23 protein-coding genes are annotated in these 22,721 nt (G+C 59.8%); 15 read left to right on the top strand and 8 right to left on the bottom strand.

Features of this window, described 5'->3' with window-relative positions; translation table 11 throughout:
- The first annotated feature begins 84 nt into the window (after positions 1-84).
- On the top strand, positions 85-525 hold the full coding sequence (gene lysM / locus JJN09_RS25560) for a peptidoglycan-binding protein LysM (protein WP_008080501.1): 441 nt from the start codon (positions 85-87) through the stop codon (positions 523-525).
- 42 nt (positions 526-567) lie between these two features.
- On the opposite strand, the gene yrfG is transcribed toward lysM, so the two are convergent.
- Entirely contained in the window at positions 568-1,230 is a 663-nt protein-coding gene (gene yrfG / locus JJN09_RS25555; protein WP_249484278.1) for a GMP/IMP nucleotidase, read from the bottom strand.
- Positions 1,231-1,318: 88 nt separating this feature from the next.
- Here yrfG and nudE point away from each other — a divergent pair, with 88 nt between their 5' ends.
- Together nudE and cysQ are read left to right on the top strand one after the other, a co-directional pair.
- Positions 1,319-1,885 carry an ADP compounds hydrolase NudE gene (gene nudE / locus JJN09_RS25550; protein ID WP_249484277.1) on the top strand — a complete coding sequence of 189 codons (567 nt, stop codon included), beginning with the start codon at positions 1,319-1,321 and terminating at the stop codon, positions 1,883-1,885.
- Positions 1,886-1,890: 5 nt separating this feature from the next.
- The gene (cysQ, locus tag JJN09_RS25545) at positions 1,891-2,724 is read left to right on the top strand and encodes a 3'(2'),5'-bisphosphate nucleotidase CysQ (RefSeq protein ID WP_249490854.1); all 834 of its coding nucleotides are present in this window, start codon (positions 1,891-1,893) and stop codon (positions 2,722-2,724) included.
- Between the two features lie 31 nt (positions 2,725-2,755).
- Here the strand turns inward: cysQ and JJN09_RS25540 are convergent, their stop codons facing one another.
- The 4 genes from JJN09_RS25540 to rfbC form a co-directional block, all read right to left on the bottom strand.
- The gene (locus tag JJN09_RS25540) at positions 2,756-3,211 is read right to left on the bottom strand and encodes a thioesterase domain-containing protein (protein WP_249484276.1); all 456 of its coding nucleotides are present in this window, start codon (positions 3,209-3,211) and stop codon (positions 2,756-2,758) included.
- Entirely contained in the window at positions 3,208-4,590 is a 1,383-nt protein-coding gene (locus JJN09_RS25535; protein WP_249484275.1) for a sigma-54 dependent transcriptional regulator, read from the bottom strand. The genes JJN09_RS25540 and JJN09_RS25535 overlap by 4 nt, the downstream gene beginning before the upstream one ends.
- Positions 4,587-6,395, bottom strand: coding sequence for an ATP-binding protein (locus tag JJN09_RS25530; RefSeq protein WP_249484274.1), 1,809 nt, complete (start codon positions 6,393-6,395; stop codon positions 4,587-4,589). Before JJN09_RS25530 ends, JJN09_RS25535 begins: the two co-directional genes overlap by 4 nt.
- A 104-nt stretch (positions 6,396-6,499) precedes the next feature.
- Positions 6,500-7,045, bottom strand: coding sequence for a dTDP-4-dehydrorhamnose 3,5-epimerase (gene rfbC / locus JJN09_RS25525; RefSeq protein ID WP_249484273.1), 546 nt, complete (start codon positions 7,043-7,045; stop codon positions 6,500-6,502).
- Positions 7,046-7,355: 310 nt separating this feature from the next.
- On the opposite strand from rfbC, the gene JJN09_RS25520 reads away from it, so the two are divergent.
- The 3 genes from JJN09_RS25520 (at position 7,356) to JJN09_RS25510 (ending at position 12,012) form a co-directional block, all read left to right on the top strand.
- Positions 7,356-10,268, top strand: a complete 2,913-nt coding sequence (locus tag JJN09_RS25520; RefSeq protein ID WP_249484272.1) for an aminotransferase — start codon at positions 7,356-7,358, stop codon at positions 10,266-10,268.
- Positions 10,269-10,447: 179 nt separating this feature from the next.
- Positions 10,448-11,554, top strand: a complete 1,107-nt coding sequence (aguA, locus tag JJN09_RS25515) for an agmatine deiminase (RefSeq protein WP_249484271.1) — start codon at positions 10,448-10,450, stop codon at positions 11,552-11,554.
- A gap of 245 nt (positions 11,555-11,799) precedes the next feature.
- On the top strand, positions 11,800-12,012 hold the full coding sequence (locus tag JJN09_RS25510) for a hypothetical protein (protein WP_249484270.1): 213 nt from the start codon (positions 11,800-11,802) through the stop codon (positions 12,010-12,012).
- A 63-nt stretch (positions 12,013-12,075) separates the two neighbouring features.
- Here JJN09_RS25510 and JJN09_RS25505 read toward each other — a convergent pair whose 3' ends face one another.
- Positions 12,076-14,166: a TonB-dependent siderophore receptor gene (locus tag JJN09_RS25505; RefSeq protein WP_249484269.1), complete on the bottom strand. Its 2,091-nt coding sequence runs from the start codon at positions 14,164-14,166 to the stop codon at positions 12,076-12,078.
- A gap of 255 nt (positions 14,167-14,421) precedes the next feature.
- Here JJN09_RS25505 and JJN09_RS25500 point away from each other — a divergent pair, with 255 nt between their 5' ends.
- The 6 genes from JJN09_RS25500 to JJN09_RS25475 all read left to right on the top strand — a co-directional run bounded on the left by JJN09_RS25500 (position 14,422) and on the right by JJN09_RS25475 (position 19,131).
- On the top strand, positions 14,422-15,090 hold the full coding sequence (locus JJN09_RS25500) for a DsbA family protein (protein ID WP_249484268.1): 669 nt from the start codon (positions 14,422-14,424) through the stop codon (positions 15,088-15,090).
- Positions 15,091-15,387: 297 nt separating this feature from the next.
- Positions 15,388-16,674 (top strand): OprD family porin, encoded by a 1,287-nt coding sequence (locus JJN09_RS25495; RefSeq protein WP_096821931.1) that lies wholly within the window; start codon positions 15,388-15,390, stop codon positions 16,672-16,674.
- 244 nt (positions 16,675-16,918) lie between these two features.
- Positions 16,919-17,665: a 2OG-Fe dioxygenase family protein gene (locus tag JJN09_RS25490; RefSeq protein ID WP_096821932.1), complete on the top strand. Its 747-nt coding sequence runs from the start codon at positions 16,919-16,921 to the stop codon at positions 17,663-17,665.
- A gap of 79 nt (positions 17,666-17,744) precedes the next feature.
- A complete protein-coding gene (locus tag JJN09_RS25485) occupies positions 17,745-18,122 on the top strand; it encodes a GNAT family N-acetyltransferase (RefSeq protein ID WP_096821986.1) in 378 nt (125 codons plus the stop codon).
- Positions 18,119-18,835 (top strand): AzlC family ABC transporter permease, encoded by a 717-nt coding sequence (locus tag JJN09_RS25480; protein WP_248744155.1) that lies wholly within the window; start codon positions 18,119-18,121, stop codon positions 18,833-18,835. Before JJN09_RS25485 ends, JJN09_RS25480 begins: the two co-directional genes overlap by 4 nt.
- On the top strand, positions 18,814-19,131 hold the full coding sequence (locus JJN09_RS25475) for an AzlD domain-containing protein (protein ID WP_007952614.1): 318 nt from the start codon (positions 18,814-18,816) through the stop codon (positions 19,129-19,131). The genes JJN09_RS25480 and JJN09_RS25475 overlap by 22 nt, the downstream gene beginning before the upstream one ends.
- On the opposite strand, the gene JJN09_RS25470 is transcribed toward JJN09_RS25475, so the two are convergent.
- Entirely contained in the window at positions 19,048-19,974 is a 927-nt protein-coding gene (locus JJN09_RS25470) for a LysR family transcriptional regulator (RefSeq protein ID WP_085647967.1), read from the bottom strand. The genes JJN09_RS25475 and JJN09_RS25470 overlap by 84 nt on opposite strands.
- A 627-nt stretch (positions 19,975-20,601) precedes the next feature.
- Here JJN09_RS25470 and JJN09_RS25465 point away from each other — a divergent pair.
- The 3 genes from JJN09_RS25465 to JJN09_RS25455 are packed head-to-tail and all read left to right on the top strand — an operon-like array spanning position 20,602 to position 22,205.
- Positions 20,602-20,820, top strand: coding sequence for a 4-oxalocrotonate tautomerase family protein (locus tag JJN09_RS25465; protein ID WP_007952610.1), 219 nt, complete (start codon positions 20,602-20,604; stop codon positions 20,818-20,820).
- Positions 20,817-21,461, top strand: coding sequence for a DsbA family oxidoreductase (locus JJN09_RS25460; protein WP_249484267.1), 645 nt, complete (start codon positions 20,817-20,819; stop codon positions 21,459-21,461). Before JJN09_RS25465 ends, JJN09_RS25460 begins: the two co-directional genes overlap by 4 nt.
- Before the next feature lie 33 nt (positions 21,462-21,494).
- Positions 21,495-22,205: an SDR family NAD(P)-dependent oxidoreductase gene (locus JJN09_RS25455; RefSeq protein ID WP_085647969.1), complete on the top strand. Its 711-nt coding sequence runs from the start codon at positions 21,495-21,497 to the stop codon at positions 22,203-22,205.
- Between the two features lie 58 nt (positions 22,206-22,263).
- On the opposite strand, the gene JJN09_RS25450 is transcribed toward JJN09_RS25455, so the two are convergent.
- Positions 22,264-22,530 (bottom strand): DUF3077 domain-containing protein, encoded by a 267-nt coding sequence (locus JJN09_RS25450; RefSeq protein ID WP_249484266.1) that lies wholly within the window; start codon positions 22,528-22,530, stop codon positions 22,264-22,266.
- Between the last annotated feature and the right edge of the window lie 191 nt (positions 22,531-22,721).

Below are 22,721 nucleotides of genomic sequence, written 5' to 3'. Positions count from 1 at the left end.
AGGGTCATTGGTCGGCCTGGAACCGGGTTGGTTTGTGGTGGTCTAGGCTTGGGCGTCTGGAACTTAAATCAAGGAGTGTGCGCTATGAGTCTTTTGAGCTTTGTAAAAGAAGCGGGTGAGAAGCTGATCGACCTGCTGACCCCCGGCAACGCCAATGCCAGCGAGCAATTGAAGGAACACATCAGCAAGGTCGGGTTGGGTAACCCGAATGTTCAGGCGACGGTGGATGGCGACAAGGTGACGGTCACCGGCGAGGTGGCGAGCCAGGAAGAGAAAGAGAAAATTCTGCTGGCGGTGGGCAATATTGAAGGCGTCGGCAGTGTCGATGATCAGATCACGGTTACCGGGCCGGTGGTGGCTGCCGCACGTTTTGTCGTAGTGAAAAAGGGCGACACCCTCAGCGCGATTTCCCTGGCGGTGTATGGCAACGCCAACCAGTACAACAAGATTTTCGAGGCCAATAAGCCGCTGCTCAAGGACGTGAACAAGATCTATCCGGGGCAGACGCTGCGCATTCCCGAGTAACAACAGGCTTGCGGGAGCTGCCTTTGGCAGCCCCCGCAGCGTTCAGAGTCCGGCGATCAAATCCCGGTAATCCTCGACCGCCGCGAATTCCGCCGTGTCCTTCGGCCCCTTGCGGCTGTCCGGCTCCCTCACCGCCAATAAATGCGCTACACCGAAATCCCGTGCGCTGCGCAGGATCGGCAAGGTGTCGTCGATGAACAGACTGCGCGCCGGGTCGAAACCTATATCAGCCTGCAAGGCATCCCAGAACTGCGGATTCTCCTTGGGAAAACCGTAATCGTGGGAGCTGATCAGCCGCTCGAAGTACGGCGCCAGTTCAACCCGCTCCAGTTTCAGCGACAGCGAATCGCGATGGGCGTTGGTGATCATGATCACCCGCTTGCCAGCGCGCTTGATTGCTTCCAGAAAGGTGTCGGCGTCCGGGCGCAGGGCAATCAGGTGGGCGGTCTCCTGCTTCAGGTCGCGCACCGAAAGCTTCAATTCCGCGCTCCAGAAATCCAGGCAATACCACTGCAATTGACCGGCATGGCGTTCGAACAACGGCTGCAATTCCATTTCCGCCATGGCCCGGCTCACGCCATGCAGTTCGGCGTAGCGCTGCGGCAAGTGTTCCAGCCAGAAGTGGTTGTCGAAGTGCAGATCCAGCAACGTGCCGTCCATGTCGAGCAGAACGGTATCGATGTCGGACCACGGTAATGAAGGCATGGCAACGTCTCGAACGGTAGAAAGATATCCGACGCAAACAATCGGAAAAGCCGCGTTATAGTAGCGCGTTCACGCCAAGGAGCTTTGCATGCGCCAGAAACCAACCGTACTTGCCCGCGAAATCGTCGCCACCAGTCGTCTGTTCTGCGTGGAAGAGCTGAAACTGCGCTTTTCCAACGGCGTGGAACGCACCTACGAGCGGCTGGTGGGCAAGGGCGCCGGTTACGGCGCGGTGATGATTGTGGCCATGCTCGATGCCGAACATGCGGTGCTGGTGGAGGAATACTGCGGCGGTACCGACGAATATGAACTGTCCTTGCCCAAGGGTTTGATCGAACCGGGCGAGGATGTGCTGGCGGCGGCCGAGCGTGAGCTCAAGGAAGAGGCAGGTTACGGCGCGCGGCAACTGGAACACCTGACCGAGCTGTCGTTGTCCCCCGGCTACATGAGCCAGAAAATCCAGGTGGTGCTTGCCAGCGATCTGTATGAAGAGCGACTGGAAGGCGACGAGCCGGAGCCGATGCGGGTGGACAAGGTCAACCTGCGGGATCTCTCTTCATTGGCGCAAAATCCGCAATTTTCCGAAGGTCGTGCCTTGGCGGCGTTGTACCTGGCCCGCGACCTGTTGACCCAGCGCGGCTTTTTCCAGTCATGAGTGAGATGTCTATGAGTTTTCCCCATCCGTTGATGGCGCCGGTGGTTGAACTGGCGTTGCGTGCCGGCGAGGCGATTCTGCCGTTCTGGCGCGCCGATGTGGCGGTCACCGCCAAGTCCGATGATTCGCCGGTCACCGCTGCGGATATTGCCGCGCACCATGTGATCGTCGCCGGCCTGACCGCGCTGGATCCGAGTATTCCGGTGTTGTCCGAAGAAGATGCCGACATCCCGCAAAGTGTGCGCGCCGGCTGGCAGCGCTGGTGGCTGGTGGATCCGCTCGATGGCACCAAGGAGTTCATCAACGGCAGCGAAGAGTTTACGGTCAATATCGCTCTGATCGAAAACGGCCGGGTGGTTTTTGGCGTGGTGTCGATGCCGACCAATGGGCGTTACTACGTCGGCGGTGCCGGGCTCGGCGCCTGGCGTGGCGACACGGGCGGCACGCCGGTGGAAATTCAGGTACGTGATGTGCCAGGGCCTGGCGAGGCGTTCACCGTGGTCGCCAGTCGTCGCCATTCAAGCCCGGAGCAGGAGCGCTTGCTTGCCGGACTGAGTGCGAGCCTGGGCGAGTTGCAACTGGCCAATATCGGCAGTTCGCTGAAGTTCTGTCTGGTGGCCGAAGGCGCGGCGGACTGCTACCCGCGACTGGCGCCGACTTCCCAGTGGGATACGGCGGCAGCCCAAGGCGTTCTGGAAGGCGCGGGCGGTGAGGTGCTGGATTTGAGCGGTGAAGCGTTCTGCTATCCGCCACGGGAATCGTTGTTGAACGGATTCTTCCTGGCGTTGCCGGCCAAAGCCGCGTGGCGGGCGAAGCTGCTGGAACTGGCTCGTTCGTAATCGCGTTCCCACACCTGGGATTGCTCAATCTTCAGCGGTGCAGGACGTACTGCCCGCTGAACGTCACCGCATCCTCATCGCTCCCCGCATTGACGACTCGCGTATGCAGCGTCAATCGCGCCCGCCCGTAGCGCTGATACATCGTCAGAAACCTCTTCCACACGGCCGCGTTCGGCGCCGCGCAGATGGCGTTGGCATCACCGGTTACCGGCAGCGGATAACTGATCTGTCCTTCCTGAATCACGATGTGCCCGTCGGTGATGCCTTCTTCTTTCAAACGCAAGTGCAGCCAGCCCCAACCGGCCAGCACCGCGCCGCAATACAGGCTGCCGCCGAACATGGTGCTCTTGTGATTGACGTTGGCTTCCAGCGGCAAATGCAGGCGTAGTTGCTGTTCCTGCCAGTCGAGCACTTTGAGGCCCATGTCCCGGGTCAGCGGAATGTCGTGATGGAGGATGGATTCCAGATAGCGGCTGTCGCGATTCATTCGGATTCGTCTCCATGGCTGCTGTCGGCGAAGTTCAGACCGTGCTTGCGCAGTTTGTCGTGCAGGGTCTTGCGCGGAATGCCCAGGGCTTCGGCGAGACTGCGCACCGAGCTGTGTGAACGGGCCAGTTCGGCGGCGATCAATGACTTCTCGAAATTCTCCACCTGTTCACTGAGGCCACCGCTGGTGACCTTGATGGCCGCGCTGCTGCCGTCAGGCTGAGTGTTGTCCAGTGCCAGCTCCAGGCCAAGGGCGAAACGCTCCGCCGCGTTCTGCAGTTCCCGCACATTGCCTGGCCATGAGTGACGGAGCAGCAATGCTCTTTGCGCCGGTTGCAGTTCATGGGGCGGCAAACCATGGCGTGCGCTGGCTTCGTCAGCATAATGCTGGAACAGTACCAACACGTCCTCGCCCCGTTCACGCAGCGGTGGAATTCGCAGTGGCGCCACGTTGAGGCGGTAATACAAGTCCGCCCGGAAGCGGCCTTGATCAGCGGCCTGACGCAGGTCCTCCTTGGTCGCGGCGATGACGCGGATGTCCAGCGGGATCAATTGATTGCCGCCCAACCGTTCGACCACTCGCTCCTGCAGCATGCGCAGTAATTTGACCTGCACGTCCATGCTCATGCTCTCGATTTCATCGAGGAACAGCGTGCCGCCATTGGCGAATTCGAACTTGCCGATCCGACGCTTTTGCGCACCGGTGAACGCGCCGGGCTCGTGGCCGAACAGTTCGCTTTCCACCACCGACTCGGCCAGCGCCCCGGCGTTAATCGCCACGAACGGGCCGTTGCGCCGGCTCGACAGGTCGTGCAGCGCGCGAGCCACCACTTCTTTGCCGGCACCGGTTTCGCCGAGGATCAAGACGTCAGCTTTGGTTGCGGCCAGTGCGCCGATCTGCTCGCGCAGGCGCGCCATCGGGGCTGACTGGCCGACCAGCCGCGCGCTCAGTTCGTTGCGGTCGCTCAGGGCCATGCGCAGGCTGCGGTTGTCCAGCACCAGACGCCGCAGGGCCAATGCGCGGCGCACGCTGTCGAGCAGGGCGTCGCTGGCGAACGGTTTTTCGAGGAAGTCGTAGGCACCGGCGCGCATGGCCTGCACGGCCAGCGGTACGTCGCCGTGGCCGGTGATCAGCAGCACGGGCAGCTCCGGGTCCTGAGCGTGCAGTTCGCTCAATAACTCAAGACCGTCCATGCCGGGCATGCGGATGTCGCTGACCACCACGCCGGGCCAGTCACGCTCCAGTTGAGCGGCCAGACCCTTGGCTTCGGACAGCGGAAGGATTTTCAGGCCGGCCAGATCCAGCGTCTGGCCCAGGGCCTGACGCAGGTGCGGATCGTCGTCGATCAGCACCACCTGAATGCGGTTGTCGATGGTCATGCACTTCGATCCTCGGACGGTTGCAGGCTGACCCCAGGCGCGCCGGCGCGCAGCCGCAGGGTGATCAAGGCGCCACCTTGCTTGTGGTTGGCGAACGACAGTTCACCGCCGAAGGCGCGCATCAGGGTTTCGCAAATGGCCAACCCCAGACCAAGGCCCTGAGTGCGGGTCTTGGTGGTGTAAAACGGTTCGCTGGCGCGGCCCAGTGCTTCCATGCAGAAACCCGGGCCGTTGTCGCGAATGTACAGATTGACGCCCTCGCCGGTGGATTCGGCACTCAGCCACAATTTACGCGGCGGGCCTTTCTCGGTCAGGGCGTCGAGGGCGTTGGCCAGCAGATTGCCGAGGACCTGACGCAGTCGGGTTTCCCCGGCCTCGACCCACAAGGTTGCGGCGGGCAGGTCGCGGATCAGCTCGACGTCCATACTCCGGCGACGTTTGGCCAGCAGCGCCAATGCATCGTCCAGTGCCGGTTGCAGGGCCACGCTTTCCGGGGCGTGGCGATCGCGGCGGGCGAAAGCGCGCAGGTGAGCGATGATCGACGCCATGCGCCCGGTCAGCTCGCTGATCAACTTGAGATTGCCGCGAGCGTCGTCGGTGCGCTGATGATCGAGCAGTACCTCGGCGTTTTCCGCGTAGCTGCGGATCGCCGCCAGTGGCTGGTTTAATTCGTGGCTGATGCTCGCCGACATCGTCCCGAGCGCTGACAGTTTGCCGGCCTGCACCAGATCGTCCTGGGCCCGCACCAGTTCCTGCTGGGCCTGTTCGCGTTCCAGCACTTCCTGTTTCAGACGTCGGTTGAGTCCTTCCAGATCGCTGGTCCGTTCGGCGACCCGGCCTTCGAGTTCCCGCCGCGCCTTGGCTTCGAAAGCGATCCGTTCCAGATAATGGCGGCGGCGCTGCATCATCAGCCCGAGCAACAGCATCACCACCAGCAACGTGGCGCCGCCGACGGCCACCACGGTGCGCACTGGGCGGTCGATCAGGGTGCGTGGGGCCAGAATGCTGACGCTCCAGCCGGTTTCCTCGATGTCCCGGGTCTGAGTCAGCCAGGCGGTCGGGCTGAGGTTCAATGGACGCGGTTCGCGAGTCGGGTACGGCTGGATCGCGGTGATTGCCGAACGTTCGTCGTTACTCAATGGACGGGTCGATCTGAAGCGCCACTCCGGGCGCGAGGTGAGAATGACCACGCCGTTGTGATCGGTCACCAGCAATTGTTCCGGGGTTTTGCCCCACAGGCTTTCGGTGTGGTCGAGGTCGACCTTGATCACCAGCACACCGATGATTTTCTCGCCATTGCGTACAGCTGCGGCGAAGAAGTAGCCGCGTTTGGCGGAGGTGGTGCCAAGGCCGAAGAAGCGGCCCAGGCGTCCGGCCATCGCTTCGCTGAAGTAGGGCCGGAACGAGAAATTGCGTCCGACGAAGCTGTCGTGCTTGTCCCAGTTCGACGCTGCCAGTGTCCGGCCGGTGGTGTCCATCAGGTACATGACTTCGGCGCCAGTCTGAGCGGCGATGTTCTTCAGCAGGCGGTTGGCATTACCTTGGGTGACACCATCGTCCGGTGCGCCGACGACCGCTCGCAGGGCCGGCAGGTCGCCGAGGATCTGTGGCAGCACTTCGTAGCGATGCAGGGTGCCCAGCAGGTTGGCCACGTAGAGATCGAGGGTTTGACGGTTCTGGCCGGTCAGCTCGCTGCGGTAATAACGCTCGGCCAGATGTTCCAGCGGCCACAGCAGCGGTGCCAGGCATAGGGCCAACAGGGCGAGGCTGCGCCAGCGAGGTCTGCGGGGAAGGGGTGGAGTCATGAGCCTCAAGCGCCTGGGGGAACAGGCGCATTATGCCCGGGCCAGGCCTGATCTGCGTATCCGCTTTTTTCGGATACGCGTGCGTGGAAATTTCACACAAGGTTTCAGGAAAAGACTTCGGCGTCCTTGAAAAAGGCTGCGGTTTGATCCTTGGCAGACAGCGTCGGCGCTTCAGCCAATTGCCAGTCAATGCCGAGATCCGGATCGTTCCAGCGAATGCTGCGTTCGGCCGCCGGGGTGTAGTAGTCCGTGGTTTTATAGAGGAACTCGGCGTAGTCGCTCAGCACCACGAAACCATGGGCGAAACCTTCCGGAATCCACAGTTGGCGGCAATTGTCGGCGGACAGGCGCACAGCCACCCATTTGCCGAAATTCGGCGAGCTGCGGCGAATATCCACCGCCACGTCGAGAACTTCACCGGCGGTGACGCGTACCAGTTTGCCTTGGGTGTGTTGCACCTGGTAATGGAGGCCCCGCAGCACGCCTTTTTGTGATCGGGAATGGTTGTCCTGGACGAAGTGCGGGCTGATACCGGTTGCGTCCTCAAAAGCCTTGGCATTGAAACTTTCGTAAAAGAAACCGCGCTCGTCACCAAACACCTTGGGTTCGATGATCAGAACACCGGGCAGATCGGTGGTAATTACATTCATGAAAAAATTCCAGTTAAAGGTGGAATGACCGATATTTTTGCGCAAAGTGCCGAGGCGCGCGAGTTCTGTTGTTTTTTATAGTCTATTGGCCGACTGCCGGCCATCGGGTAGACCACTACATCAATCCGGGCCTGTCAGGGTGAGGTGGAGGGGAGTGGAACGCAATCTGAAAATCTTGTGGGAAATGTCGCCTTGAATGGTAGCTGTGTGTATCGGCAGTCATTACCCAATCTGCAACCGGTCCAGGGGGTTGCTTATCGTCTGCAGCAATGGCGATATAAACGCCTAATAAAATTTCAGGGGTCGTTCCATGTCGTTCGCCACGTTGATTCATCGCGCCAGTCTGCCAGGCCCACAGGTCACTGCGGAGCAGGCGTTGCAGGTTCTGGCGCAGCATTACGGGCTGAACGGCACGTTGCAGGCACTGGGCAGCCAGCAGGACCTCAACTATCGCGTGGACAGCGAGCGCGGACGATTCGTGTTGAAGATCTGTCGGGGCGACTATTCGCTGGTGGAGTTGCAGGCTCAGCATGCGGGCCTGAAGTATCTGGCCGAACACTGCGATGTCCACGTTCCCCGGGTCATCCCGGCCAATGACGGCCAAGACCTGTTGTCGTTGGAGATCGACGGTGAGGCGGTGCACGTGCGGTTGCTCGACTACATCGAAGGTCAGCCGCTGACCGAGCTCGATCATCTTGGTCACGAAGTCGTCGCCGGGTTCGGCCGGCTATGCGGCGAAATGGATCAGGCCCTGGCCGGATTCGACCATCCGGGACTCGAACGCACCTTGCAATGGGACGCGCGCCACGCCAGTGCGTTGATCGAGCATCTGCTGCCAGTGATCGAGGATCAGCGCCAGCGTGCACTGATCGCCGAGGCCGCCGAACAGGCCGGGCGCCGCCTGCAACCGTTGCTGGAAAAACTGCCGGTGCAGGCGATCCACATGGACATCACCGACGACAATGTGGTCTGGCAGCGCGATGCCCGGCGGCACTGGCAGTTGCAGGGCGTCATCGATTTCGGTGATCTGGTGCGCACCTGGCGCATCACCGATCTGTCGGTCACCTGTGCGGCGTTACTGCATCACGCCGGGGGCGATCCGTTCGTGATCCTGCCGGCGGTGCAGGCCTACCACGCGGTCAATCCGCTGCAACGCGAAGAATTGCAGGCGCTGTGGCCGCTGATCGTGGCGCGGGCGGCGGTGCTGGTGCTCAGTGGCGAGCAACAGGTCAGCATTGATCCGGGCAACACTTACAGTCGCGACAACCTCACCCATGAGTGGGAAATCTTCCGAGTCGCCACCTCGGTGTCGCTGGCATTGATGGAGGCGGCGATCCTCTCGGCGGTCGGGCAGACGTTGCCAGCCATCGACAGCGAAGGCTTCGCGCCGTTGTTGCCGGATCTGGTCGGACGCGAGTTTGCGCTGATTGATTTGGGTGTGTTGAGCGCGCACTTCGAGGCGGGCAACTGGGAGCAGCCGGGCATCGATCAACGCCTGTTGAACGAGGCCGCCGCTATTCATGGTCTGGCCGCCAGTCGCTACGGACAATACCGGTTGTCGCGCACCCGGCCTGACAGCGCCGATGAGCCAGAAACATTCCCGCTGCACGTTGAATTGCGCGTACCCCAAGGCACGACGGTGGAAGCGCCGTTTGCCGGAGTGCTGCATTTGTCGGCTGACGGTGCACTGCGACTCGACGGCCCGCAACTGAGCGTGCGCCTGTGGGGCGTGACGCCGTCGCTGCACAGCGGCGCGGCGCTGGTCAAAGGCCAGGTGTTGGGTTCGGTTGAAGGTCCGTTGATCGTGCAACTGGTTCGCGATGCGCTCCTTGAAGCCCCGCTGTTCTGTACCCCGTCACGCGCGTTGGCGTGGCAGGCGCTGTCCCCATCGCCAGCGGCGCTGCTGGGCCTGGCTTGTGACGCCGAGCCGGAGCTGGATGCGCAAACCCTGCTGGCCCGCCGTGACGCCAGTTTCGCCCGCACTCAAAAACATTATTACGTCGATCCACCGCGCATCGAACGCGGCTGGCGCAATCACCTGATCGACATGCAGGGCCGCTCCTACCTCGACATGCTCAACAACGTCGCGGTGCTCGGGCACGGTCACCCGCGCATGGCGGCGGTCGCGAGCCGGCAGTGGTCGTTGCTCAATACCAACTCGCGGTTCAACTATGCGGCAGTCGCCGAGTTTTCCGAGCGCTTGCTGAAACTGGCGCCGGAAGGCATGGACCGGGTGTTCCTGGTCAACAGCGGCAGTGAGGCCAATGATCTGGCGATCCGTCTGGCCTGGGCCTACAGCGGCGGGCGCGACATAATCAGTGTGCTGGAGGCCTATCACGGCTGGACGGTCGGCGCCGACGCGGTATCGACCTCGATCGCCGACAACCCGCAGGCCCTGAGCAGCCGTCCGGACTGGGTGCATCCGGTGACTGCGCCGAACATCTACCGTGGCGAGTTCCGAGGCCTCGATTCGGCACCCGATTACGTGCGCAGCGTCGAACACAACCTGGCCAAAATCGACGAGCAGAAACGCCAACTGGCCGGATTCATCTGCGAGCCGGTCTACGGCAATGCAGGCGGGATCTCATTGCCGCCGGGCTACCTGAAAAAAGTCTATGAACGGGTGCGCGCCCGGGGCGGCGTGTGCATCGCCGATGAGGTGCAGGTCGGTTACGGGCGTATGGGCCACTTCTTCTGGGGTTTCGAAGAGCAAGGCGTGGTGCCGGACATCATCACCATGGCCAAAGGCATGGGCAACGGCCAGCCGTTGGGCGCCGTGATCACCCGTCGGGAAATCGCCGAAGCGCTGGAAGCCGAAGGTTATTTCTTCTCGTCAGCCGGCGGCAGTCCCGTGAGTTGCCAGATCGGTATGGCGGTGCTCGATGTGATGGAAGAAGAAAAACTCTGGGAAAACGCCCAGGTGGTTGGCGGGCACTTCAAGCAGCGGCTAGAGGCGTTGATCGATAAACATCCGCTGGTCGGTGCGGTGCATGGTTCGGGGTTCTATCTGGGGGTCGAACTGATCCGCAATCGGCAGACCCTGGAGCCGGCGACCGAAGAAACCACGTTGCTGTGTGATCGCCTGCGAGAGTTGGGGATTTTCATGCAGCCAACCGGCGATGACCTGAATATCCTCAAGATCAAACCGCCGATGGTCACCTCGCGCCAGAGCGTGGATTTCTTTGTCGACATGCTGTCGAAGGTGCTGGAAGAAGGCCTCTGAGCCTGTGACAGGCCGATTAATGCCGATTTCTATCGGCATTAATCGATAAAAACAAAACGCTGTATTTGTTTTTAGCTTTTAAAGTCGATATTTATCGTTTATAAAGTCGCCATCGTCCGTCGTCCAAACCTGTTCGGCGCGTTGAACAACCACGACCGTTCCCTGGAGTCCTGATCGACATGACCACCTTGAAAAGTACCCCACGCGCCGATGGCTTCCACATGCCGGCCGAATGGGCGCCGCAAACCCAGACCTGGATGATCTGGCCCGAGCGTCCGGACAACTGGCGTCTAGGCGGCAAGCCGGCGCAGGCCGCTCACGCTGCCGTGGCCAAGGCCATCGCGCGTTTCGAACCGGTGACCGTGGCGGTGTCCGCCGGCCAGTATGAAAACGCTCGCGCTCGCCTCGACGTGCCGAATATTCGTGTGGTCGAGATGTCCAGTGATGACGCCTGGGTCCGCGACAGCGGCCCTACCTTTGTGATCAACAACAGCGGCGAAGTGCGCGGTGTGAACTGGGACTTCAACGCCTGGGGCGGCTTTGACGGCGGTCTGTATTCGCCGTGGAACCGTGATTCCCAGGTCGGCGGCAAGATCCTCGAGATCGAGCGCAGCCCGCGCTATCGCACTGAAGGTTTTGTGCTTGAAGGCGGCTCGATTCACGTCGACGGCGAGGGCACGCTGATCACCACCGAAGAATGCCTGCTCAACCGCAATCGCAACCCGCACCTGGGCCGCGAGGAAATCGAAGCGGTGCTCAGCGAAAACCTGTCGGTGGACAAAATCATCTGGCTGCCGGATGGCCTGTTCAACGACGAAACCGACGGCCATGTGGATAACTTCTGCTGCTACGTGCGTCCGGGCGAAGTGCTGCTGGCGTGGACCGATGATCCACAGGATCCGAACTACTCGCGCTGCCAGGCCGCGATGAAAGTGCTGGAAAGCAGCACCGACGCCAAGGGCCGCCCGTTCACGGTGCACAAGATGCCGATTCCGGGGCCGCTGTTTGCCACCGAGGAAGAGTGCGCGGGCGTGGATCCGGTGGACGGAACTCAGGAGCGCAACCCGAGCGTGCGTCTGGCAGGTTCCTACGTGAACTTCCTGATCGTCAACGGCGGCATCATTGCGCCGAGCTTCGACGACCCGATGGACGCCCCGGCCCGTGAGATTCTGCAGAACCTGTTCCCGCAACACGAAGTGGTGATGGTACCGGGTCGCGAACTGTTACTGGGCGGCGGCAACATTCACTGCCTTACCCAACAGCAACCCGCGCCGCACAAAGAGTGAGTGCGGATGTAACAGCTTGAGTTGATTGAAAAATCGACCGGGCAGTCATTTGTTGCCCACGCTTGAAGAGAAACCCGCAGCCCGTCAGGACTGCGGGTTTCTTTATGTCCGCTGGTCGACAATTTCATTACGTTGGCATAGCTCTTGTATCGCTCATGACGCACTAGGGAGGGGGGAGAACTTCAACAGTTCTGTCATAAACCTTGGATAACGTAGCCGCTCACGAACGGGGAGAGAGCGCTGAAATGAACGCCGAAGTGAACGTAATCAGCGAGCGGACGTTGCATCCCATGGCTGTAAATAGTGAGTCGCTCCAGATTGTCGCGCACTGGTTGAAGTCCAATGGAACGCGTCAGATCAGGGAACCTGATCCGCGCCGGATGATGATCGAGCGTTACCCCGCTGACCTGTTCAGCGAGGCCGAACTGGACGCATTGTGGGATGTGATGGAAGGATAAGCAGAACAACAAGGATTGGTAAAAGCGCTGCCGGGATGGCAGCGCTTTTTTTATGGGCGCGAATCAGAAGCTGTAAGTACCGGTCATGACCAGGCTGCGGGGGGCGCCTGGCTGGATCTGGAAGGCGCTGGTGGCCGAGGAGTAGTACTCGCGGTCGGTGATGTTGTTCAAAGCTGCGCGCAGATCCCAGTCCTTGTGACGGTAGCCGACCAGGGCGTCCCAGCGACCGTAGCCCGGCAACACGGTGGTGTTGGCGTTGTCGGCGTAACGCTGGCCGACCAGGGTCAGGCCGGTTTCGCCGTACCAGCCCATCTCCGGTTTCCAGGTCAGGAACAGGCTGCCGTTGTGCTTGGCGACGTTGTTGACGCGTTTGCCTTCCAGGCCGTTGTTGTCCTTCTCGATGGTCGCGTCCTGCACACCGACGCCACCGCGCACGTACCAGTTGCCGACGATCTTGCCGGTTCCGGTCAGTTCGATTCCGCGTGAACGTTGCAAGCCACTCATCACGGTCAGGGTCGGATCGACCGGGTCGGTGGTGCGGCGGTTGTAGAGTTCCAGCTCGTAGATCGCCAGGGTGGTGCTCAGACGATCGTCGAGCCAGTCGCTCTTGACGCCGATTTCCTTCTGTTTGGTCAGCTCCGGACTCAGGTCATTGCTGTTGCCCGGCGCACCCGGCGTGATGCCGATCAAACCGCCACCGACCGGCGAAAACGTCTTGGTCCACGAAGCGTAGAACGAGTGATTCTGCAGCGGCGTCCAGACCACGCCGAAACGTGGGCTGGTGCTGTGGCTGTCACGGTCCTCGGAGATGTTGCGCAGTTTGTTGGTCGACTCGATATCGAAAGTGTCGTAGCGCAGACCGGCCAGCAGTTGCCATTCATCGTTAAGGCGCAGTTGATCCTGAACGTAGATCGCGCGGCTTTCGACTTCGGTGTGGCTGCTGCTCGACACCTGCATGCGCCCGGTGTGGCGAAGGTCGCGGTTGGGGTTGTACAGATCCAGCGACGGCACCGGAGAGCTGCCGCGACCGGAAGTAGCGGCGTTGTACAGCGTCGGGTCGCGGCGCTGGCTGCCGGTTTCGATCCCGGTCAGCAGGCGATGTTCGAGGCCGAAAGTATCGAATCCACCTTCCAGTTCGACATTGTTGAACACGTTGCGGGTGGTCAGGTCCTGTTGCCAGTGCTGGCGGGTGACCTTCTTGGTGGTCGGGGTGTAGCCAGTGAGATAGGTGTTATCGAAATCGCTGTCGAGCTTGAACACACCGAGCGTGTGGCGCAGTTGCCAGTTGTCGTTGATTTCATAGCTCAGCTTCGAACGCAGGGACTGCGACTTGTCATCGATAAAGTCGTGATCGTTGCCGTAGGTCGTGTCCCGGCCGACATCCGCCGGACGTCCGTTGACTCCGGGAATGCCGCGATCCGGCGAGCGGTTGTAGCGGCTGTATTCGTATTGCACCAGCCAGTTCAGGTCAGGCGTGAGCTGCCAGCTCATCGACGGCGCGAACAGTTTACGGTTGCCACTGACACCGTCACGAAAACTGTTCTCGTCCATGTTGCCCATATTCAGGCGCAGGCTGATGTTATCGCTCGGGTCGGCGCTGAGGTCGGCGTAGAGGCTGCGCAGATCTTCGCTTCCGCCTTGGGCCTCGATGGTCGAGCGGCGGCCGAATTCGGGTGCCTTGCTGACGCGGTTGACGATCCCGCCCTGGCTGCCACGGCCGTACAGCACGGCGGCGGGGCCCTTGAGCACTTCAACGCGTTCGATGTTATGCAGGTCGCGCTTGTACTGGCTGTCGTCGCGGATGCCGTCCAAGTAGAAGTCGTTGCTGGCGTCGAAACCACGGATGCGCAGGCTGTCGAAGCGCGTGTCGCCACCGCTGCTGACGTTGGGGATCCCGCTCAGGGCATCTTCAATGTCATTGATGCCGTAATCCGCGACGTTGGCGGTCTTGATCGAATCGATCGCCTGCGGCACGTAGCGCACCGGGGTGGACGTACGAGTCGCGGTGTTGCTGACCTTCACGCGTGGGTCGTCGACTTGCGATTCGGCGCTTATCGAAGTGGCGGGAAGCTCGGTCGCGGAGTAAGCGAAACCGGAGGACAAAAAGGCAGAAAGTCCAAGCGTGACGGGCGTGAGACGGAACGGGGCTGGCATTGAAAAGCGCATCCGAAAGGGTGGAAGAATTCGAGCGCGCGAATGGTAATGCTTTGCATTTGCTTCCGTTAACTATTCCTGAAAGGTTCCGTGGTTTGATTGTGTCAATTTATTTCGAAATTGTTACATAGCCGGTAACGACCCCATTCGACCGATTGCCGAAACAGACTTGAAGCCATTCCGGCGTTTTTCCGCAACCAACAAGGTATTAACGTGCCGCCATTGTTTTTCCCACTTTCATGCCGGAGCTTTCCGATGACGCTTCACTACATCTACGACCCTTTGTGCGGCTGGTGCTACGGCGCCAAACCGCTGGTACAAGCCGCACAACAAGTGCTGCCGGTGATCGCCCACGCCGGCGGCATGATGACCGGTGCCAACCGTCAGAGCGTTTCACCGCAATTGCGCAATTACGTGATGCCTCACGACCGTCGCATTGCCGAATACACCGGACAGCCGTTCGGCGAGGCCTATTTCGAAGGTCTGTTGCGTGATCACTCGGCGGTTTTTGATTCCGCGCCGCCAATTGCCGCTGTCATGGCAGCAGAAAGCATCGATGGGCGTGGCCTGGAACTGCTTGGCCGTTTGCAAACCGCGCACTATGTAGAAGGCCGGCGGATTGCCGATGAACCCGTGCTCGTGGAGTGCGCGGTAGAGATGGGCTACGAGGCGGACACGTTCCTCAAAACCCTGCAAGCGACCAACACCGATCAACACATAAAGAACAGCCGCGCACTGCTGGCGAAACTCGGTGGCCAGGGCTTTCCGACCTTTGCGCTGGAACAGGACGGCCAGTTCACCCTGATCGATATCGGCCCATGGCTCGGCAAACCGCAGGCCTTTGCACAATGGTTGAGTGAGTCCATTCCGTCGGCACCAGCGGCGCAAACCTTGCCGGTCTGCGGCCTCGATGGTTGCGCGTGACTGGGCATCAAAATCCCTGATTACAGGCGTTTCCCTGCACGCAGCCATCGAAAAATTTACTTTTTTTAGACGATTTTTGCCTATTTAAAGACGATTCTTGAAATTGACACATTGTTCAGGGCGCAGCTACGATTCGGCCCAACGCCTGTGGCCAACCGCCATGACTCAAAATAATAAGAAGGCCCGCCACGACTTTGTCGTGGGCGGGCCTTTTTGTTTCGGGGTGAAAAAAGAGTGCATTAGCGCCGTTTCAGCCGTTCGACACAGCGCGTTTCAACCCGTAATAAGGAAAACAAAATGTTGAACAAGCGGATCAGTCTGATCGCATTGGGGATGTTGAGCGCCACTCAGGCCATGGCTAACGACCAGGCCGAGTCCAAGGGTTTTGTTGAAGACAGCAGCCTCAAAGTGCTGCTGCGCAATGCCTATATCAATCGTGACTACAAAGACGGCAACAAGGACAAATCCGAGTGGGGCCAGGCGGCCATCGGTACGTTCTCGTCCGGTTTCACCCAGGGCACCGTCGGTGTCGGTGTGGACGCATTCGGTCTGTACGCCCTGAACCTGGAGCGCAGCGAAGACCGTAGCGGCGCCCAAGGTATCGACTTCTTCAAGAAGGGCGACAGTGGCCACCCGGCCAATGACCTGTCCAAGGGCGGCGCAGCGGTGAAATTCCGCTTGTCCAACACCACCCTGACTTACGGTGACCAGATGCCGGCCCTGCCGGTGCTGAACTACGACAACTCGCGTCTGCTGCCGGAAAGCTACACCGGCACCTTGATCACTTCCAAAGAGATCAAAGGTCTGCAACTGGATGCCGGTCGTTTCACCGCCGAATCGCGTAAAAGCGCTGAAGGCCGTGACAGCGGTGGTCTGAAGTCGATCAACGTGTTGGGCGGTAGCTACCAGTTCACCGAACAGTTCAAGGCTGCGCTGTACGCTTCCGACGTCGAAGACGTGCTGAAGAAGCAATACGTGAACGCCAACTACGTGTTCCCGATCGACAAGGATCAGTCGCTGACCCTGGACTTCAACGGTTACCGCACCAAGCTGGACAACTCCTATGTCCGCGAAAACGGTGTGACCGGCGACGACAACAAGATCTGGAGCCTGGCAGCGACCTTCGCTACCGGTCCGCACTCGTTCACCGTGGCGCACCAGCGCTCCACCGGCGACAGCAACCTGGGTTACGCCTACGGCGGCTACCAGAAAGGTCAAGGTCGCGTGGGTGACGGTGGCAACACCATCTACCTGGCCAACTCCTACTGGTCGGACTTCAACGCTGAAGACGAGCGCAGCTGGCAGTTGGGCTACGGCCTGGACTTCGGCGCATTCGGCGTACCGGGTCTGAGCTACAACTTCGCGTACGTACGTGGCGACAACATCACCACGTCCACCAGCGAAGGCGGCACCGAGCGCGAAATCTTCAACCAGTTCAAGTACGTCGTGCAAAGTGGCCCGGCCAAAGACCTGAGCGTGAAACTGCGTAGCTCGATCCTGCGTGTTTCGCAGAAATCCAGCGAATACAACGTCAGCGGCAACGAGCTGCGTGTGTTCGTGGATTACCCGATCAACATCTTCTGATGATTGGTTGAGCCTGCGAAAGCGATAAAAAAACCCCGACTTGTTCGGGGTTTTTTTTTGACGTTTTTTTTGACGTTTTTTTTGAAAAAAGCATAAAAACCCGTGTTTTTGTCATTTGAAATGCACTTTCAAGCCATTTCAAATCGCGTTTCAAACAGGGCTTTAAATGCCTGAAATTCTTTCTCATGGACGCAAATTCTCCACCTAATAGATTAGGCCGCTCAATGCAGCGGAGAATTTGGTAATGATCGTTTTAACCAGAGAAGTGGGCGAATCGCTACGGCGCGACAAGTACGCCAATGTGCAGGGTGCTGACTTCAATCTCTACGGTCATTTCGCCGACTTCGTCAGACTGACCAAAAGTTGGGAAAACATGGAGCCTGACAGTTACTACGGTCAGGCCGAAGCCGGCATGCGTTACCGTCGTTACAGCGACTTTGAGTACAACCCCAAGACACGCGAACTGAAGCAACTGGAACATCGCGCGTACGTGCAGTCCAAGGAAAACAATGCTTACGTGGGCGGCGTTGTGCGGCACTTCCAGGATTTCTCCGATGAAGTGATCAGTTCGCCGGTGATGCGCAGCCTGATCGACACCGATTTTGAAGTGTACAAAAGCGTGTTGCCGGAAGAGCTGCACGATGAAATCTGGCAGTGCCAGATCCATCAGATCCGCATCGAGATCAAGCCCGGCAAACAACTGGAAATAACCCCGGAAGGGATTCACTGCGACGGTTACCCGTTCAGCGGCGTGCACTTCTGGGGCCGCAACAATGTCGAGGGCGCCGAAAGCCGTCTGTACGACATTCACGAGCAGCAACTGGCGTCGACCACTTACCTGGAAATCCTCGACACCACTTACTTCCTCGACCGCGACATGCGCCACTACGTGACACCGGCACGCAACACTCACTCCCATGCCATGGCGTACCGGCAGATTCTGGCGATTTCTTTCTCGCGGCCCGGGACCGCTTTCGACATTGTTCGCTAATCAGATCACCCAAGTAGACGGCGTCGAGTGCTCGACGCCGGTGGTGCTGCGGCGCGCGACGGCCAAGGACGCGCAGCGCATGGAGCGTTTCTTCCGCCAGTTCGACGAAGTGTCGTTCTGCGAATGGCAGGACGCCAAATGCCTGCGCGGCGTGTTGATCCAGAAAACCACCACGGCATACCTGGCCTTCGATGTCGAAGGCGAGATCGTCGGTGCGGTGCTGGGCGGCATGCTGGGCAGTCGCGGCACGATCAACCACCTGGCGGTCAGCGCGCGCTATCGCAGCCAAGGCGTCGGCCAGCGGCTGGTGGAAGCGGCGTCGGCCGACATGAAACGAGTCGGTGTGCTGCGGATGTTTCTGTTCGTCGACGATGCTAACCTCGCGGGCAAGCGTTTCTGGACTGCCCAGGGTTTTTGCGAACCTCACGGCGAGCGGACATTTGAGAGGGATCTATGAATGAAACATCCGGCAGTGCGCCGCTGATGGTCGACCGTCAGCCGTCGCGCACCTTTGCCGAAGCCAGCCCGGTGGTGGCCGGTTATTTCACCGTGTCGTTCGTGTTCGGGCTGATGGCGGTCAATGCCGGGCTGCCGCTGTGGCTGCCGGTGGCAATGTGTCTGTTCGTGTATGCCGGGGCTTCGCAGTTCGCGGCGCTGGCGCTGATCAGCAGCGGTGCGTCGCTGACCACCATCGTGCTGACCACTTTTCTGATCAATGCGCGTCACATGCTGATGTCGGTCTACATGGCGAAGGCCCTGCGGGCTCTGGGCCTGAGCCGCATGGAGCGCTGGTGCTACGCCGGCGGCCTGACCGATGAATCGTTCGCCTTCCACAGCGTCAAACTCGGCACCGGGGCGCCGGTGAACATCCGTTATCTGATCGGCTTCAACCTGTTCTGCCACACCTCTTGGGTGATCGGCGGATTGCTCGGCGCCCTGTGCGCGCAGTACGCGTCGCACCTGATCAAATATCAGCTCGACTATGCGCTGACCGCGATGATGCTCTACGTGCTGGTTTCGCTGTGCAACACCCGCAACAAACTCATCGCCGCCCTCGCTGCAGTGATCTGCATGGGCGCACTGAGCCTGGTCGGCAGCTCGCCATTCAACGTTTTCATCGCCACGTTTGTGGGCTGCGGAGTGGGTGTATGCCTGACCAAACGTTCCTGATTCTGGTGGTCGCGCTGATGATGGCCGTGACCTTCCTGCCACGGGCCTTGCCTTTGCAGGTCAATACCGAGCACTGGCCGCCCTTCGTCGCCCGGGCGCTGGAGTACCTGCCGGTGGCGATCGTCGCTGCGATCAGCCTGACACCCTTGTTGATCAAGGATCAGCACATACAGCTCGATCGCCCGGAATTCTATGCAGCGATTCCGACGCTGTTATGTGCGTATTTCAGCAAAAACCTCTTTCTCAGTGTGGCGGTTGGGACGGCTGCGTACATTGCGCTCGGCTCGTTCATGTAGCGGCAGATCGACCACATCGTTCAACGCCTGTCCGGACAGGTCCGGGTTATTCACCGCCAGGCGCACCTCAAGGAAATCCTCGAACCCGGGGAAAATCGTCAGGCCGTTCTTCTGCGCGGCCTCGCGAGAGACCATGCCGACGGCGTCCATCTGCGTGATGAGCGACAGGGTCAGCGTTTCGCTGCAGGAATAGATCGTCCGCTGACTGTTCTCGTGATTGCCCAGCCCGGCGTCGAGAAAACGCAAAAAGCTGTGGGAATACGGACAATCTTCTGCCGGACGCACCTGGAACTTGTTGCCGAGCAACGTCAGCGGATCGTTTTCCTGACCACAATGAGCGCCGACCACCTGCACCTGCACTTCAGGCAGGACAATGCTCGGCAAACCCGGACGCTGCGGGCCGATCAGCACCGCAAGGTCGAAGTCTTCATTCTTCAGCTTGCTGAGATTTTCCATCGACTCGGCGTAACTGAATTCCATCTGGTAGTCGGGAAACACCTCGATCAGGCGTCCGATCAATCGTCGGTTGAAATCCGGGTCCAGCGTGGTGTTCAACGCCACTTTCAACGTGCGCTGTCCCGGCACCTTCAGCGCCTCGACTTTCTCTTCCATCTGCCGCGTGGCAATCAGCACTCTGTCCATATAGGGCGTCAGCTCAGTACCTTGCGGCGTCAGCGTCAGCCCCTTGTTGGAACGGCGAAACAAGCGGAAACCGAACTGCTCTTCGACCTTGTTCAACTGCGCGGCCAGGGCCTGCACAGTCAGGCACGAATGCTCGGCTGCGGCCGACAACGAGCCGGTCTGCACGATGCGCATGAGGTTGCGTAAGGTTCTGCTATCCATGGGTAATGCCCTCTGAAGTGGGCTGGGTATTGTTGTGTACGTGACGGCCTGAACGGCGCCATTTGCCGGCTATATTCCTGCACCTGAGCATAGTTGTCGCGCAATTAGTAGCGAATTGATGTCCCTGCCGATGGCTGGAGGCTGACACAGGATCGGGGTTTTTGGTGACGTGGGGGTGATTGGGGTCAAAAAAAGTGCACGGTTTGGGTGCGTTTGCGGGGATATTCAGAGGGAAACGACTGACAGGGTCGGCGTGTTATGCCAGCAATTTGAGCAGGCGTATCTCAAAGGAAGTTCAAATAACGCTCATAAAAAAGCCGACATCGCTGCCGGCATTTTTCAAAGAAGCTTGATATTTTTCTCCCTCAAGCAAGGGAGAAGAGGTCTCACCCGAACGCTGATTTTCAGGTCATCAACGGGGTTCCTAACGCCGGCTATCGTCACCTGATGGCAGCCGGTTTCGCGCTCTTGGGGGAATTCTCTGTCACTGAACTTTGGATTGCCAATTCATTACACCACCTCACAAATGAAGTACCCCACCCCTACTTTTTCCCCTCCCGGTACACGCCTAAATTGAGCTCCAACACCTGACCATCATCCCGAGGGCAGGTCACTGGAGTCGTCGTCATGCCATTTGTCAGCGTACGCATCACCCGCGATGGTGTTACCCGTGAGCAGAAAGCTCAGGTGATCGCCGAAATCACTGAAACCCTGGAACGCGTCCTCAACAAGCGCCCGGACCTGACCCACATCGTGATCGAAGAAGTCGACACCGATAACTGGGGCTACGCCGGCATCACCACTACCGAGTACCGCCGACAACTGGCGGAACGGGGCCAGTCATGACCTCGACCGTGACCATCGATTTCGTCTCCGACGTGGTGTGCCCCTGGTGCGCGCTCGGGGCGACAGCGCTGGAGCAGGCGATCGGCAATCTGGCCGGCGAGGTTTCGGTGGCGCTGACCTACAAGCCCTTCGAACTCAACCCGGACATGCCCGCCGAAGGCGAACCAGCGGTGCAGCACCTGATGCGCAAATACGGCCGCACCGCCGAAGACGTCGCTGCCGGCAAGAAGATGCAGATCGAACGCGGCAAGGCCATCGGTTTCGAGTTCGACCTGGAGAAACGCACGCACTTTCACAACACCTTCGATGCCCATCGGTTGCTGATGTGGGCAGCGCAGGAAGGGCGGCAGATCGCGCTGAAAAAGATCCTTCTGCGCGCTTACTTCCGCGACGGCGACAACCCGAACGATCACCCGACACTGATCCGTCTGGCGACCGAAGCGGGGCTGGATGCAGCGAGGGCCCGCAAGGTGCTGGCCAACGACGAATTCGCCAGCGAAGTGCGGCAACTGCAGGCGTTCTACCGGCAGCACGGAATCAACTCGGTGCCCGCGCTGATCCTGAACGGCAAGCACTTGGTATCCGGCTCGCAATCGGTCGAGTACTACGAACAAATGCTGAAACAACTGGCTACCGCCTGATTCAACACCTACTTATTGATTGAGGATTTCATCATGAGCAACTCGAAAAAAACCGTTGTCATCACTGGCGCCTCCCAAGGTCTGGGCGAAGGCATGGTCAAGGCCTTCCGTGAACTGGGCTACAACATCGTCGCCACCTCGCGCTCGATCAAACCGTCGAACGATCCGCAGATCCTGACCATCGCCGGCGACATCGGCGACCCGGCCACCGCTCAACGCGTCATCAGCGAAGGCGTGGCCCGCTTCGGCCGCATCGACACCCTGGTCAACAACGCCGGCATCTTCGTCGCCAAACCGTTCACCGCCTACACACCGGAAGATTACGCGGCGGTGCTGTCGGTCAACCTCAACGGCTTCTTCTACATCACCCAACTGGCCATCGCCGAGATGGAAAAACAGGGCAAGGGCCACGTGGTCAACATCACCACCAGCCTGACCGACCACGCGGTCGACGGCGTGCCCTCGGTCCTCGCGTCACTGACCAAGGGCGGCCTCAACGCCGCCACCAAATCCCTGGCCATTGAATACGCCAAACGCGGGATCCGGGTGAACGCGGTATCGCCAGGCATCATCAAGACGCCGATGCATGGCGAGGAAACCCACGCGGCACTGGGCGCGCTGCATCCGGTTGGGCACATGGGCGAGATCGACGATATTGCGCAGGCTGTGGTGTATCTGGATAACGCGAGTTTTGTCACTGGCGAGATTCTGCATGTGGATGGTGGGCAGAGCGCTGGGCACTGATTGATGCGGTAACACAAAGCCCTCGCAGCGATGCGAGGGCTTTTTTGTGGGCGCCGGTTTACGGATCTGGGCTCAGCACTTTGACCGCATCATCAACCAGCGCCTTGCTCAACTCCTGCAAATATTGCGAGGCGCAGGCGTGGAGTTCCGGGTCGTTGGCGGCGGAAGTATCTGACGTGAGCAGTTTGGAAATGTGGAGCAGATGGGACGCGTGGGAGAGGGCGGTGACGACCGGGACGCCGGAGTTGGTGCGGAAGAGTGCGTGGTTGGAGTGGAAGAAGAAATGGGTGAGGCCGAGGGTTTTCAGATCGTGGGGATGGGTCATGGCTTCACCTACCGATGGCTGGTTGGTGGAAGGGGCAGACTTTGGACGGATCGATGCTAATCATTTGTGAAACTCCCTGTATCAAATGAGTGCTGCCAATTCGTTATCAGGCGAATGGGTGGCAGCTATGCGCAGGCTGATAAACCGGAGATACAGGAACCCGGCAGACCCGAAGGTCTCCCACGCACAGC

This window comes from Pseudomonas sp. HS6 (assembly GCF_023375815.1).
Lineage (GTDB): Bacteria > Pseudomonadota > Gammaproteobacteria > Pseudomonadales > Pseudomonadaceae > Aquipseudomonas.
This window is presented reverse-complemented; position numbering and strand designations above follow the sequence as displayed.

What these genes read in the sequence shown, in the direction of transcription:
- JJN09_RS25485 (WP_096821986.1), top strand. Translation starts at nt 17,745, where the DNA reads ATGGAGCGTTTCTTCCGCCAGTTCGACGAAGTGTCGTTCTGCGAATGG.
- JJN09_RS25505 (WP_249484269.1), bottom strand. Translation starts at nt 14,166, where the DNA reads ATGCCAGCCCCGTTCCGTCTCACGCCCGTCACGCTTGGACTTTCTGCC.
- JJN09_RS25465 (WP_007952610.1), top strand. Translation starts at nt 20,602, where the DNA reads ATGCCATTTGTCAGCGTACGCATCACCCGCGATGGTGTTACCCGTGAG.
- JJN09_RS25535 (WP_249484275.1), bottom strand. Translation starts at nt 4,590, where the DNA reads ATGACCATCGACAACCGCATTCAGGTGGTGCTGATCGACGACGATCCG.
- JJN09_RS25510 (WP_249484270.1), top strand. Translation starts at nt 11,800, where the DNA reads ATGAACGCCGAAGTGAACGTAATCAGCGAGCGGACGTTGCATCCCATG.
- JJN09_RS25480 (WP_248744155.1), top strand. Translation starts at nt 18,119, where the DNA reads ATGAATGAAACATCCGGCAGTGCGCCGCTGATGGTCGACCGTCAGCCG.
- JJN09_RS25520 (WP_249484272.1), top strand. Translation starts at nt 7,356, where the DNA reads ATGTCGTTCGCCACGTTGATTCATCGCGCCAGTCTGCCAGGCCCACAG.
- cysQ (WP_249490854.1), top strand. Translation starts at nt 1,891, where the DNA reads ATGTCTATGAGTTTTCCCCATCCGTTGATGGCGCCGGTGGTTGAACTG.
- JJN09_RS25455 (WP_085647969.1), top strand. Translation starts at nt 21,495, where the DNA reads ATGAGCAACTCGAAAAAAACCGTTGTCATCACTGGCGCCTCCCAAGGT.
- JJN09_RS25530 (WP_249484274.1), bottom strand. Translation starts at nt 6,395, where the DNA reads ATGACTCCACCCCTTCCCCGCAGACCTCGCTGGCGCAGCCTCGCCCTG.
- yrfG (WP_249484278.1), bottom strand. Translation starts at nt 1,230, where the DNA reads ATGCCTTCATTACCGTGGTCCGACATCGATACCGTTCTGCTCGACATG.
- JJN09_RS25500 (WP_249484268.1), top strand. Translation starts at nt 14,422, where the DNA reads ATGACGCTTCACTACATCTACGACCCTTTGTGCGGCTGGTGCTACGGC.
- JJN09_RS25450 (WP_249484266.1), bottom strand. Translation starts at nt 22,530, where the DNA reads ATGACCCATCCCCACGATCTGAAAACCCTCGGCCTCACCCATTTCTTC.
- JJN09_RS25540 (WP_249484276.1), bottom strand. Translation starts at nt 3,211, where the DNA reads ATGAATCGCGACAGCCGCTATCTGGAATCCATCCTCCATCACGACATT.
- JJN09_RS25495 (WP_096821931.1), top strand. Translation starts at nt 15,388, where the DNA reads ATGTTGAACAAGCGGATCAGTCTGATCGCATTGGGGATGTTGAGCGCC.
- aguA (WP_249484271.1), top strand. Translation starts at nt 10,448, where the DNA reads ATGACCACCTTGAAAAGTACCCCACGCGCCGATGGCTTCCACATGCCG.
- JJN09_RS25470 (WP_085647967.1), bottom strand. Translation starts at nt 19,974, where the DNA reads ATGGATAGCAGAACCTTACGCAACCTCATGCGCATCGTGCAGACCGGC.
- JJN09_RS25490 (WP_096821932.1), top strand. Translation starts at nt 16,919, where the DNA reads ATGATCGTTTTAACCAGAGAAGTGGGCGAATCGCTACGGCGCGACAAG.
- JJN09_RS25475 (WP_007952614.1), top strand. Translation starts at nt 18,814, where the DNA reads ATGCCTGACCAAACGTTCCTGATTCTGGTGGTCGCGCTGATGATGGCC.
- lysM (WP_008080501.1), top strand. Translation starts at nt 85, where the DNA reads ATGAGTCTTTTGAGCTTTGTAAAAGAAGCGGGTGAGAAGCTGATCGAC.
- nudE (WP_249484277.1), top strand. Translation starts at nt 1,319, where the DNA reads ATGCGCCAGAAACCAACCGTACTTGCCCGCGAAATCGTCGCCACCAGT.
- JJN09_RS25460 (WP_249484267.1), top strand. Translation starts at nt 20,817, where the DNA reads ATGACCTCGACCGTGACCATCGATTTCGTCTCCGACGTGGTGTGCCCC.
- rfbC (WP_249484273.1), bottom strand. Translation starts at nt 7,045, where the DNA reads ATGAATGTAATTACCACCGATCTGCCCGGTGTTCTGATCATCGAACCC.